The organism is Proteus sp. PR00208 (genome assembly GCF_016238545.1).
In the GTDB taxonomy this organism is placed as follows: domain Bacteria; phylum Pseudomonadota; class Gammaproteobacteria; order Enterobacterales; family Enterobacteriaceae; genus Proteus.
The window spans coordinates 43,626-56,720 of record NZ_JAEHQE010000016.1 but is presented as its reverse complement, the minus strand read 5'-3'; the positions used below and the strand labels follow the sequence as shown (position 1 = coordinate 56,720).

The 13,095-nt window shown below is 40.4% G+C and carries 14 protein-coding genes; 3 read left to right on the top strand and 11 right to left on the bottom strand.

The window, feature by feature from the left end:
• Positions 1–26 precede the first annotated feature (26 nt).
• The 4 genes from yigL to pldA form a co-directional block, all read right to left on the bottom strand.
• Positions 27–827 carry a sugar/pyridoxal phosphate phosphatase YigL gene (gene yigL / locus JEP36_RS11990; RefSeq protein WP_109372716.1) on the bottom strand — a complete coding sequence of 267 codons (801 nt, stop codon included), beginning with the start codon at positions 825–827 and terminating at the stop codon, positions 27–29.
• Between the two features lie 12 nt (positions 828–839).
• Positions 840–1,844: a lysophospholipase L2 gene (gene pldB / locus JEP36_RS11985; RefSeq protein WP_198620238.1), complete on the bottom strand. Its 1,005-nt coding sequence runs from the start codon at positions 1,842–1,844 to the stop codon at positions 840–842.
• 18 nt (positions 1,845–1,862) lie between these two features.
• Positions 1,863–3,692, bottom strand: coding sequence for an ATP-dependent DNA helicase RecQ (recQ, locus tag JEP36_RS11980; protein WP_198630247.1), 1,830 nt, complete (start codon positions 3,690–3,692; stop codon positions 1,863–1,865).
• A gap of 114 nt (positions 3,693–3,806) precedes the next feature.
• On the bottom strand, positions 3,807–4,682 hold the full coding sequence (gene pldA / locus JEP36_RS11975) for a phospholipase A (protein WP_109372719.1): 876 nt from the start codon (positions 4,680–4,682) through the stop codon (positions 3,807–3,809).
• Positions 4,683–4,915: 233 nt separating this feature from the next.
• Between pldA and JEP36_RS11970 the strand changes: the two genes are divergently transcribed.
• Together JEP36_RS11970 and rarD are read left to right on the top strand one after the other, a co-directional pair.
• Positions 4,916–5,383 (top strand): thioesterase family protein, encoded by a 468-nt coding sequence (locus JEP36_RS11970; RefSeq protein WP_109372720.1) that lies wholly within the window; start codon positions 4,916–4,918, stop codon positions 5,381–5,383.
• A 145-nt stretch (positions 5,384–5,528) separates the two neighbouring features.
• Positions 5,529–6,422, top strand: a complete 894-nt coding sequence (gene rarD, locus JEP36_RS11965; RefSeq protein WP_099076355.1) for an EamA family transporter RarD — start codon at positions 5,529–5,531, stop codon at positions 6,420–6,422.
• A 7-nt stretch (positions 6,423–6,429) separates the two neighbouring features.
• Here the strand turns inward: rarD and JEP36_RS11960 are convergent, their stop codons facing one another.
• The 7 genes from JEP36_RS11960 to lptM form a co-directional block, all read right to left on the bottom strand.
• Positions 6,430–6,825, bottom strand: a complete 396-nt coding sequence (locus JEP36_RS11960) for a hypothetical protein (RefSeq protein WP_198630246.1) — start codon at positions 6,823–6,825, stop codon at positions 6,430–6,432.
• 147 nt (positions 6,826–6,972) lie between these two features.
• Entirely contained in the window at positions 6,973–9,129 is a 2,157-nt protein-coding gene (uvrD, locus tag JEP36_RS11955) for a DNA helicase II (protein ID WP_198630245.1), read from the bottom strand.
• A 145-nt stretch (positions 9,130–9,274) separates the two neighbouring features.
• Positions 9,275–9,991 carry a 5-amino-6-(5-phospho-D-ribitylamino)uracil phosphatase YigB gene (gene yigB, locus JEP36_RS11950; RefSeq protein ID WP_198620242.1) on the bottom strand — a complete coding sequence of 239 codons (717 nt, stop codon included), beginning with the start codon at positions 9,989–9,991 and terminating at the stop codon, positions 9,275–9,277.
• The gene (xerC, locus tag JEP36_RS11945) at positions 9,991–10,914 is read right to left on the bottom strand and encodes a tyrosine recombinase XerC (RefSeq protein WP_160229887.1); all 924 of its coding nucleotides are present in this window, start codon (positions 10,912–10,914) and stop codon (positions 9,991–9,993) included. The genes yigB and xerC overlap by 1 nt, the downstream gene beginning before the upstream one ends.
• Complete coding sequence (locus tag JEP36_RS11940) at positions 10,911–11,621, bottom strand: DUF484 domain-containing protein (RefSeq protein ID WP_198630244.1); 711 nt, start codon at positions 11,619–11,621, stop codon at positions 10,911–10,913. The genes xerC and JEP36_RS11940 overlap by 4 nt, the downstream gene beginning before the upstream one ends.
• Positions 11,622–11,646: 25 nt before the next feature.
• Entirely contained in the window at positions 11,647–12,471 is an 825-nt protein-coding gene (gene dapF / locus JEP36_RS11935; RefSeq protein WP_099076350.1) for a diaminopimelate epimerase, read from the bottom strand.
• Between the two features lie 41 nt (positions 12,472–12,512).
• Entirely contained in the window at positions 12,513–12,680 is a 168-nt protein-coding gene (gene lptM / locus JEP36_RS11930) for an LPS translocon maturation chaperone LptM (protein WP_151436666.1), read from the bottom strand.
• Positions 12,681–12,759: 79 nt separating this feature from the next.
• Between lptM and cyaY the strand changes: the two genes are divergently transcribed.
• The gene (gene cyaY / locus JEP36_RS11925; RefSeq protein WP_088494024.1) at positions 12,760–13,077 is read left to right on the top strand and encodes an iron donor protein CyaY; all 318 of its coding nucleotides are present in this window, start codon (positions 12,760–12,762) and stop codon (positions 13,075–13,077) included.
• Positions 13,078–13,095: the final 18 nt, after the last annotated feature.

The window sequence follows — 13,095 nt, the reverse complement described above, 5'->3', positions numbered from 1 at the left end:
TTGTTCGCCTTTTCTTTTAGGGAGGATCACACTTGGTATAATTTACGTAAATAATGAGGTACAGCTTCATCAGCATTAGTTCCGATCACTTCCATATTTGGGAGTAAATCTTTTAATGTCTGATGCGCATTTTCCATAATGCAACCTTTACCAGCTATCTGTAGCATCTCTTTGTCATTCATACCATCACCAAACGCAACTGCATCTTTGGCAGTGTGTTGCATCAATTTAGCCACTTTCTCGAGAGCTTCACCTTTAGATACACCACCCGCCATCACCTCTAAGCAATTACGCAGTGAGAAACTCACATTGACCTTATCACCCCAGCGCTGATTAATTTCACTTTCCAGTGTCAGCAACAGTTCATGATCATCAGAGGTGAAGAAGACCTTACAGACATTGGTGGTCGGAAACCCTGTTTTACAAAACAGCTCATAATTAAAATCCGATTCTCGAAAGAACTCACAAGCTCCTGGCATTTCTTTATTAACATACCAATAGTCGCCAGCGTAAATATTAGTTTCAATTTCAGGGTGATCAAAAACACACAAAGACAAGTCATAAGCAATTTCAGGCTCAAGATCTTGGCTAAAAATAAGGTCGCCATGAGTGTTATGCACTCGTGCACCATTAGAGGTTATCATATAAGCGTTAATGCCTAATCCATCACGAATTTGAGCAACATCAACATGATGACGACCTGTTGCGAATACAAAATGCACGCCTTTATTAATAAGTAGATGCAGGGTTTCTTGCGTATAGGGAGTTAATACATGATTAGGTGATAACAGTGTGCCATCAAGATCTGAAGCGACTATCGAATACATACACATTCCTGATTAAAATAAATGCTTATCATAAAACTCACAGATTTCATTTAATGCTTGTGAGCGTAGCTTATCTATTTCGAACAAGATTTCATGATGCGCACCCTCAATCACCAGTGGCAATTTTTGCTTTTCTTCTCTTGTTCTGGACTGACTATAACGTTCACAGAAAGCCCTTAGCTCTTGATTATCTACCACCTTATCATGCTCTGCTTCGAGCACTAATAGAGGGGTATTAATCTCTCCCGCATGTTCAATTAACCAATCTCCCATTTTTAGACTTTCTCCCATCCAATGATAAGTCGGTCCGCCTAATCGTAGTTCTGGAAAATCAGCATAATAACGTAAATACCGGCGATATCGCTCATGGCTATGTGTTAACACATTAAGGATAAATGGCAGTGGAAACCATTTACCTGTTGATACCGCATAGTTATTTCTTTCAGATTGACTTTGTTCTGCTCGGTTAACTAAAAAATTAGCCACCCAGCGAGGTATAGGTAATTTAATGCCAAACATCGGCGCACATAGCGCTGCTGCTTTAAACACATCAGGCTGTCGAAGTAGATAGCCTGCTAAAATTGCGCCACCCATTGAATGGGCTAAAGCAAAATAATGTTTATATTGATAAGGCAAAACAATCGTATCGACGAAAGTTGAGAAATCATCAATATAATCACTAAATTTTTCGACATGCCCTTTTTGAGTATCATCCAGAAGTCGGTCAGAAAGCCCTTGACCTCGATGATCGAGAAGAAAAACATCATAGCCTGAGTGAAAGAAATCAAACGCAACTTCAGGATACTTTACATAGCTTTCACTCCGACCTGAAGCAATAACCAGTGCTTTATTGTGCGATGGTGAGCGCCAATGAACATAACGAATTTTGACGCCATCAACACCAATAAACTCACCTTCTTCACGTTGGCTCCAAAAATCCAATAAGACGCCGTTCGTAAAAGCAGAAAACTGCTTTTCGCGAGATAACCACGAATATTTAAATAGGGTGGTTGTCATTGGCTCTCCTTATTGGCGTTATTCAAAGCCCTCAATATGGTCACGAATGAGTGTCATAAACGCGGGTCCAAATCGTTCTAATTTTCGTTGCCCAACACCGTTTATTAATAACAATTCATCAGGGTAAACGGGGCACTGCTCTGCCATTTCTATCAATGTGACATCATTAAAAACGACAAATGGCGGAATGTTTTCTTCATCAGCAATAGACTTACGTAATTTACGTAGTTTCGCAAACAATTTTCTATCGTACTGTCTATGGGTATTTTTTGTTTGTTGATTACGGCTTTTTGTCGGGCTTAATAATCTAGGTACGGCTAATTGTAATGGCACTTCACCACGCAAGATTGGTCTAGCCATCTCTGTCAGTTGTAATGCAGAGCGATGGACAATATTTTGTGTCACCATACCTAAATGAATAAGCTGGCGGATCACACTCACCCAATGTTCATGGCTTTGCGCTTTACCAATACCATAAACAGGTAATGTATCGTGTCCAGAATCGCGAATACGCTGATTATTCGCGCCTCTTAATATTTCAACAATATAACCGATACCAAAGTGCTGACCTGTGCGATAAATACAGGATAAGGCTTTTTGGGCATCCACTAAACCATCATATTGTTTAGGGGGATCAAGGCAAATATCACAGTTACCGCAGGCATTTTGTCGATGTTCATCGAAGTAATTAAGTAACACTAAGCGTCGGCACGTTTGTGCTTCTGCGAATGCACCCATCGCATTAAGCTTATGCATTTCAATCGCTTTTTGGTCACTTTCTGGCTTTTCATCTAAACAACGACGCAACCACGCCATATCGGCAGGATCATAAAATAATACCGCTTCAGCAGGCAATCCATCTCGCCCTGCACGCCCTGTTTCTTGGTAATAGGATTCAATATTACGAGGAATATCAAAGTGAACCACAAAACGTACATTGAGTTTATTGATACCCATACCAAATGCAACTGTGGCAACCACAATTTGCAAATCATCTCGCTGGAAAGCTTCTTGTACTTTAGCACGCTGTGCTATTTCCATTCCTGCATGATAACCCGCAATGCTTAATCCTCGTTTACTCAGGCGCTCGGCGGTTTCTTCGACTTTACTGCGACTGTTACAGTAAATAATGCCAGATTTTCCTTTCTGACCGCGAATAAATAGCCAAAGTTGATCAAGCGGTTTGTATTTCTCTACTAAAGTGTAGCGGATATTCGGTCTATCGAAACTGCTGATATGAATCAGAGGGTCACGTAACACTAGCTGATTAATAATATCGAAACGTGTTGTATTATCCGCCGTTGCCGTCAGTGCAATAATCGGCACATCAGGAAGATATTGTCTTAATAATCCTATACCGCGATATTCAGGACGAAAATCATGACCCCATTGTGAAATACAATGCGCTTCATCAACCGCTAATAATGCAGGTTTCCATTGCACTAATTGATGAAGAAAACTCTCCATCATTAAACGTTCAGGGGCAATATACAGCAGTTTTATTTCACCCTTTTGACAACGTATTTGAACATCAAACTGCTCTTCACGCGTTTGGGTTGAATTTAAATAAGCAGCTTCAATACCATGAAGGCAAAGTTGATCAACCTGATCTTTCATCAGTGAGATGAGTGGCGAAACAACCACAGTCAGCCCATCAAGCAATAATGCGGGAATTTGATAACAAAGGGATTTACCACCCCCTGTCGGCATCACAACTAGACAATCTCTCCCAGTTGTAATGGTATGGATGATTTCTTGCTGACCAGGGCGAAATTGCTGATAACCAAAGGTTTCTCGCAAAATAGCCTGTGCTGATGGCATTGAATTAAGAACTTCTGCTGTGGACACGCCGTTCCTCTGAAAAGCTGCTGATAAAAACTATGATGAGGAGTAAAAGAAAAGGCACCAATGTGAAGGTGCCATCATCATTTATAGCGCTATGCTAACCCAGAACGGGGAAAATTACAGCATATCATTAAGCATCACGCCAACACCGACCCGCGTCTGACGGAAATTATAATCAATCATTGATTCGCCATAACCACTAAATACTTGGGTATAAAAGCGTACATGCTTAGTAATTGGGTAGCTCCAGCCTAATTCAGCCGCCCCATAGCCACTGTTCCAGTTATAACGCCCTGTCGCAGTGATCACACTATCGCCTAAGCGATAGCCTGCTTTTAAACGGTAATAGCCCATATAGCGATTAATTTCTGGATTATCATCACGTTGAGCACTTTCACTAAAGCGATACCAAGGTTTTAAATCAAGCTGCAAATTGCCTTTTTGTGCCATAAAACGTGCATAAGCACGGTTCCAACTACGAGATGTGGGATCAGAGCGCCCATTCGATTCGTGGTTAAAACCCGTTTCTATTTCACGTAGTGTCCAACCCGCAAATTTATAGTCTGTTGCCCAACCTAAAAAGAGTTGAGGTTCATAGTTTGTCTCACGGAAAGGGGCAGATTCTTTCTTATTGCTTAATTGCCACCAAGAGCGTTGGGTATAAGATGCTGCTAAAACAGAGTTTTCACCTGCAATACCGCGCCATAAAGGGAAGGCAAGACTGAGTTGAAATTTCACCTCATCTTTTTTAGCCTTATTCCCCCAATCATAACTTTGAATAGCCTCTTTATTCATATCAGAGGTTTTCGTATAAATAATATAATTGGATTCATAAGGATAAAGAACAAAAGGTGAATCGTATTCTTGTAATAAACCAGAAATAATACTGCCCTGAACAAGCGGTGCAGGAGATGATGATGCTGGTATTTCGGATGCAAATCCCCATGCTGGATAGAATAAAGCCACCGCGAGTAAAGAACGGATGTAACGCATAGTTAATTATCCTGTCTCATTATTGAATAATATAAAAAGTTAGTACTTACTTTAGAATTAGTTCTTATATATGTGCTTTATTACACTTTAGCGCCCATATTTTACACGTAATCGCCATTAAATCTCGTATATTTTTATACCATTATATTTATAGCACAAATGTGCAATTACGATTTTGTCATGTATTATTAACATAGTATTAACTTAATAACGTGATGTCAGGGGTTCTAAAAATGGAAAAACAGTTAACATTAGAAGAGGCTCAAGCACTTATTGGTCATGTTTTTGTTTATAAGATGCCCTTTAATCAATTAATCGGCTTAGAGCTAGTTCGCTTTGAACAAGACTACGCTGAAATTCAATTTCGGTATCAAGATAAACTTGTTGGTAATATTGCTCAACGTATCTTACATGGCGGACTTATTGCTTCTGTACTTGATGTTAGTGCGGGATTAGTTTGTGTCGGTAACGCATTAACACGTTTAGCACCAATATCCCAAGAGCAACTCGAACAGAAACTTGCTAACATGGGCACAATTGATTTACGTGTTGATTATTTAAGACCAGGACGTGGAGAATGTTTTACTGCAAGTAGCCATATTTTACGCAGTGGTAATAAAGTGTCTGTTGCTCGTGTTGAATTACATAATGAAAAACAAGTTCATATTGCGAGCGGGACAGCAACCTATATCGTAGGTTAATACTTTGTTAAGATTCATTGCGCTTTATGATGCTTAGATTGATATTAATTACTTGTAAAAATACATGCCTAATGACACATTAGATAATGTCATTGGGTATGATAACCCCGTCACACTTTTCCTTTCCATCAATTCCAGAGATAGCATGAGCCAGAAAAACACGATGAAAGGCGTTTTATGTGCCTTAGGCGCCTATTTGATCTGGGGTATTGCCCCTGTTTATTTTAAAAGCATTCAAGAAGTGCCCGCAGAAGAGATCTTAACGCACCGTATTTTATGGTCGTTCTTTTTTATGTTGATTTTAATGACTATCAGCCGTCATTGGCCTTATTTGCGCCAATTAATACGTCAACCTAAAAAAATTCTTCTTTTAGCACTGACTGCCGTCATTATCGCAACTAACTGGCTTACCTATATATGGGCGGTTAACCACGGCTATATGCTAGAAGCCAGCCTTGGTTACTTTATTAACCCACTGGTTAATGTACTGTTTGGCATGCTTTTCTTGAGCGAGCGCTTCCGCCGTATGCAATGGGTCGCGGTAGGGTTAGCATTTACTGGTGTATTTATTCAACTCTGGCACTTTGGTTCAGTCCCCGTGATTGGATTAAGCCTCGCCGTGACTTTTGGTCTTTATGGCTTACTGCGCAAAAAATTGGGTGTCGATGCACAAACAGGTATGTTGGTAGAAACATTATGGCTATTCCCTGTTGCATTAGTTTATATCTTATTTTTCACACATTCACCGACGAGCAATATGCTTGAAAACAGTTGGTCGTTAAATACCCTGTTAATCGCAGCTGGTATCATTACAACCGTACCATTATTGCTATTTACAGAAGCGGCGCATCATCTGCGTTTATCAACTTTGGGCTTTTTCCAATATATTGGTCCAACCTTGATGTTTATTCTTGCCACCATGGTATATGGCGAACAAATTGATGCAGAACGATTAGTGACCTTTGGCTTTATTTGGGTTGCGCTGATCCTCTTTACACTTGATGCGCTCTATACTCAACGTCGTTTAAGACGTAGTTAGTACATACTCACTCTTCCGCTAAATTACCAATTTGAGTAAAAGCGGAAGAGCATTTTCTCTTCTGATTTTTCTTTAATAGATGTGCATTCTTCGCTATCTCTTCCACATACCGACACGAGCGCCTAAACAGTGCTGATATTGAGTTATTAATCACTTGAATACGGTTAATCACAATCCAAGGATAGAGATTGATTCGAGGAACAAAATCACGCTGATGCCTCAGCAATTTACAATAGAGATCTTCTTCAAATTCATTGATAGGTTCGCTGGGATAATAGGTATCACAAAGGACTTCCTCAGTATTTTCGATCAACAATTCATTACTAGAAAAAGAGACAGAAGACGTTCGCGTGCAAGGTGCGACAAAAGAGTAGGCATGAAAAAATACGCTAGAGATTTTCATCAATTAATCCCGTTAAGTAAGAATAGATAACGAGATTATTAAGTAACCAACTTGAACTTCCCTTAAAAAAAACACCCCAGCTTATCTATTAAATAAGTAAGGGTGTTTTTTTATATTGAGGTAATGCTAATTCACTCTAATTGAGGTTTATTCCAGTCGAGCAAATGCTGCCACCAGCCATTTAATACCTTCACCATTAAAGGCAATTTGTAATCGGCAATGTTCACCACTGCCTTCGATATTAATGATAGTACCGTCACCAAATTTAGGGTGCTTCACTCGTTGTCCAAGTGAATAGCCCGTATCATTGCTGATAATCGGAGTCCCTAAACGACTATGATTAACAGGGCGTGAAACTGTTGCGCGTAAACGGACTTCTTCAACACACTCTTTCGGTAACTCACCAATAAAACGAGAAGGACGATGACTGACTTCTTTTCCATATAAACGGCGGTTTTCAGCGTAAGTGAGCGTTAACTTTTTCATTGCTCGGGTAACGCCAACATACGCCAAGCGACGCTCTTCTTCCAAGCGACCACCTTCATCCAACGACATTTGACTTGGGAACATACCCTCTTCTACACCCACAATAAAGACTTGTGAAAACTCGAGCCCTTTAGCGGAGTGAAGTGTCATTAACTGTACGGCATCTTGATATGCATCAGCTTGGCTTTCGCCTGATTCTAATGCGGCATGTGAAAGAAACGCTTGCAGTGGCATTAAATCTTCGTCTTCATCTTGATAACTAAATTGGCGAGTTGCCGTAACCAACTCTTCCAAGTTTTCAATACGAGCTTGAGCTTTTTCACCTTTTTCTTGCTCATACATCGCTTTTAAGCCTGAATCACGAATAATTCGGTCTGTTTGCACATGTAGTGGCATATCAGCCGTTTCAGAAGCTAACGTCTCAATTAACTCTAAGAACCGCTGAATGGCCGCGGTTGCACGCCCTGCCAGCATTTTATGCTCGATAACCTGCAATGCACTTTCCCATAAGGTAATCTGGTTATCTCTTGCCACTTGACGAACAATATCTAAGGTTCTATCACCAATGCCTCGGGTTGGTGTATTCACAACACGCTCAAAAGAAGCATCATCATGGCGATTAGCTGTTAATCGCATATAAGAAAGTGCATCTTTGATTTCTTGGCGTTCAAAAAATCGTTGACCACCATAAATACGGTATGGCATTGCGGCTTGTAATAACGCCTCTTCCATCACACGAGATTGCGCATTACTACGATAAAGAATGGCGCAATCTGTTAGCGCGCCGCCTTCTTCTTGCCAACGCTTGATCCGCCCAACCACATAGCGGGCTTCATCCAAATCATTAAAGGCGCAATAAAGCGAGATAGGCTCACCTTCGGCACCCTCAGTCCACAGATTTTTACCTAATCTGTCACTGTTATTTGCAATTAACGCATTCGCCGCTTTTAAAATATTGCTTGTCGAACGATAGTTTTGCTCTAATCGAATGGTTTCTGCACCAGGAAATTCATTTAAGAAATTTTGAATATTCTCAACTTGCGCACCGCGCCAACCATAGATGGATTGATCATCATCACCCACAATCATGACTTTACCAGATTGACCTGCCAACATTCTTATCCACGCATATTGAATGCGGTTAGTATCTTGAAACTCATCCACTAAAATATTGGTAAAACGGTTTTGGTAGTGCTCCAAAATTTGCGGTTTGTTTAACCAAAGTTCATGAGCACGTAATAAAAGCTCTGCAAAGTCCACAAGCCCTGCGCGATCGCACGCTTCTTGATAAGCTTGGTATACTTTCAGCCAAGTGGTTTCAACAGGATTGCCATAAGTTTGAATATGTTGAGGACGTAAACCTTCATCTTTTTTACCGTTGATATACCACATACCTTGACGCGCAGGCCACTGTTTATCATCAAGATTCATTGACTTAACAATACGACGAATAAGGCGATATTGATCATCACTGTCAATAATTTGGAAGTCTTGTGGCAAATTCGCATCAAGATAATGCGCTCGCAATAAACGATGAGCCAGGCTATGGAAAGTACCAATCCACATGCCACCTTGGCTTGTACCAATTAAGTCTTCAATACGATGGCGCATCTCTGCGGCGGCTTTATTGGTAAACGTCACTGCCATAATCGAAAAAGGTGAAGCTTGTTCAACAGATAATAACCAAGCGATACGATGTACCAGTACCCGTGTTTTACCACTGCCTGCGCCAGCTAACACCAGCATATTAATACGAGGTGCGGCTACAGCTTTGCGCTGTTTATCGTTAAGGCCTTCTAGCAGATATGAGACGTCCATAATTACCAATCATTTAGTGAAGAAAAATACTGTGGATATATACAGAAATAGAGAGTAAGCAACAAACTAACAGGAATTTACGCACTATGCAAAATAAAGCCTTTTTTAGCCTCGTTTATCTGTGCCATTCTTACCGAACATCACATTAAACCAATTCTATCAGTTTGCTTAAATCTGTAATTTCAATATGTGGCATTACTCTGGTTTCACCTTCTTCAAACAAGCTACGGTTATCAAGGTTAATCCAGCACGCTTGTAATCCACTATTAACGGCACCCTCAACATCTGTTACAAGGTGATCACCCACATGTAGGATTTTCTCATGTGGAAGATTTAACAGTGAGGAGGCTTTATCAAACATATCAGGATAAGGCTTAGAGCGACCATCGGGACCGGCTTTTAAAATATGTGAGAAATACTGTCCCAAACCACAACTTAATGGGTTTGCATTACCATTTGTGATCGCAATTAATGGGATTTTCTGTGCCAATTCGGTGAGGACTTGATGAGTATTTTTAGGCACATTAATGTGGCTACGCCAATAAGCAAAGTGCGCCATAATTTCATCAGCACCTTGCTGTGCTTTGGCTTCATTGTAACCATAATCTAACAACATGTTTCTAGCCGCAAGCCAACGCCATTTTGTAATATCATGAAAAATATCAGGATTGTTCTCTAGAAGTGGCTTTTTATAGGCATTCACATCTTTTTCTGTGAATTGGTTAAAACGCTCATCATATTGACGAATAAAGGCCAGCGTCTCTTTTTCAGTTTTATCCATTACTGGCACATTGTCATACAGCGTGTCATCTAAATCAAAAGTCATCGCTGCAATTGGCGTCAGAGTTCTATAAAAGCGCATTATGATTTTTCTCTCTTAGCTCTCGGATGAGCAGCATCATAGACTTTCGCTAAATGCTGAAAATCTAAGTGGGTATAAACTTGTGTGGTCGATAAATTAGCGTGCCCTAATAACTCTTGTACAGCACGTAAATCACCACTGGATTCCAATAAATGAGTGGCAAACGAGTGGCGTAATTTATGAGGATTCACATGGCTACTTAGTCCTTGTTTAATACCCCAAAGTTCAAAACGTTTTTGCACGCTACGTACCGATAAACGCTTACCACTTTGGGTTGAGATAAAGACAGCTTTATCCTCAGGGGCATAGAGCTCTCGCATCGGAAACCAATTTTGTAACCACTCTAGCGCTTTTCTTCCTAGCGGAACTTTTCGCTCTTTACTTCCTTTACCTAATACACGAACTTCACCTTCATTCATGTCAATATCGCTAATATTTAAGTTAGTCAATTCTGATAGACGTAATCCTGCACCATACATCACTTCCAGCATGGTTCTATCTCTAACAGAAAGAGGATCTTTTAAGTCAATATTCATTAATTGGCTAACTTCATCGACATCCATATTTTTAGGAAGGTGACGACCGGATTTAGGTGTGCGAATGCCTTTTGCTGGATTAACGTCTAACATTCCTTGTGCCACTTGCCAATCAAGAAAGCTACGTAACGCCGAAAAGCGCAAAGCAAGGCTGGTGGGTTGTAATCCACTACGGTGACTTTTCGCCAATAACATGCGCACATGTTGGCTTTCCAGTGATTTCCATTCGCAGATATTCATTGCCACCATCATTTGCGCTAATGCAGTCAGTTGGCGATGATAATTTTCTACTGTGACAGGGCTTAATCGGCGTTCAACTTGAATATAACGCAGGAATTGTTCAATAGCGGTAGAGAGTGTTTCTGGAATATCTATTGGTTGATTCATTGCCTTGCAATCCAACGAAGTAACAATTCTGGTAAAATATGGGCAAGCTTATCCAGCATGACTGTTCCCATCCCTTCCTGAAAATGTTGGTTATCTCGGCTATTAAAAATAATCACGCCCAAATCCCCATAATGCCCTAACAATGAAAGCGCAACGGAACCAGAGCGTCGTACATTAGGCATCAGTAGCATTATCTCTTGCCCATTTAATGGACCTAAATAGTGGTTATCATCACCCATACGTTGAATGCGAAAATGTTCAAATGCTTGGCGAGATAATGGGAGATCTTGTGCATCTAAAGGTGGCTGTAATTGCCAACGATCGGTAAATAGACGTAATTGAACTGAATAAAGCCCTAATCCCTTAGCCCAAAGGTTTAATCGTTCTAGCATTTCGTGAAGAGAAGCACTGTTGGATAGTTCAGAAATTAATAATAAGAGTTGGCTAAACAGTGCTTCATTTTCAGAGGCTTGTTCTATCAACAAACGCATATCTTCTTCAAGATAATGGATGCGGTTACGTTGGCGTGACATTATCCATTCGACTAAAGAAACGGTTCCTCTGACGGGATGAGGAACTTGCATTTGCTCAATATAGCTTGCATTACGGATAAAAAAACCAGGATGTTCCCTGAGATAACGGATCACTTGTTGATCATTAAGTTCGTTGGTTTCAGGGCAACAGAACTGCTCATTTTTATCCGTCATACAGATAGCCTCTCAAAAAATAATATTATAGCTGAATGATCCCATCATAAATATGTGTCGCAGGCCCAGTCATATAAAGAGAGTTACCCTCTCCTTTCCATTCAATTAGCAATGATCCACCCGGTAAGGTGACTTTCACACGTTTATCTAATAAGCCTTGTGAAATACCAATTGCGACAGCTGCACAAGCCCCGCTACCACAGGCATTTGTTTCACCTGCACCACGTTCAAATACCCGCAAATGAAGATTACTTCTGTCTACGATTTGCATAAAACCAATATTAGCACGTTCAGGAAAACGTTCATGTTGCTCTAACACAGGCCCTAACAACTCAACTTCTGCTGTTTTAATGTCTTCAACCTGAATAACGCAATGAGGATTTCCCATTGAAACTACACCGCATAACACAGTGCGTTCCATTGCCCTGATAATATAGGTCTTTTCTGCCTTTTGTGCACGGAAAGGGACTTTTTGAGGTTCAAATTCGGGCTCGCCCATATTGACGCACACATCATCATTGTCCATAACATGCAAGGTCATTCTGCCAGACTGCGTACTGACTTTTATCTCTCTTTTGTTTGTAAGTCCTTTTAATCTCACAAATCGAGCAAAGCAACGAGCACCATTACCACACTGTGCAACCTCACTTCCATCAGCATTAAAAATGCGATAATGGAAATCGAGTTCAGGATCATAAGGTGCTTCAACTACCAATAATTGATCAAACCCAACACCAGTATGGCGATTCGCTAATCGACATATTAACTCTGGTGAAAAATAAACATTTTGAGTCACAGCATCGACCACCATAAAGTCGTTGCCAAGACCATGCATTTTTGAAAATTGCATCTTGCCCCTGCCTGAAACGAAATTACCGTTTCTAAGATTGACTAATTGGTCTGAGTTGAGTCGCTCTCAACTTGCTGGGTTGGCTGGGATGACTGTGTCATTTTTGCCTGAGTATCTTCAGGAGGGAAATAAAGAGGGCCTTTCAAGCCACAACCAGAAAGAGAAATCAGTGTTATTATAGCAAGAGTGCAACGTAAATACGTTTTCATTCGAAATCTGCCTGTCATTTATTTGGTTAATATCCTCTATAATCGCAGTTAGATCTCGAAAAGCAAATAGGAAATGAAGATGAACGACAGTGAATTTCACCAATTAGCTGATGAACTCTTGTCAGAAATAGAACAAACTATTGATAATTATGAAGGTGACGCAGATATTGATTGTGAAATCAATGGCGGTGTAATGACATTAACCTTTGAAAATAATAGTAAAATTATTATTAATCGCCAAGAAGCGTTTCATCAAGTTTGGTTAGCGACACGCTCTGGTGGCTATCACTTTGATTGGAAAGACGAACAATGGATTTGTGATAGAAGTGGTGGTGAATTTTTAACCATGCTGGCACAAGCAATAACAGAACAAAGTGGGGAAGCGTTTTCTTTCTAATAAGCGCAATTAACAACA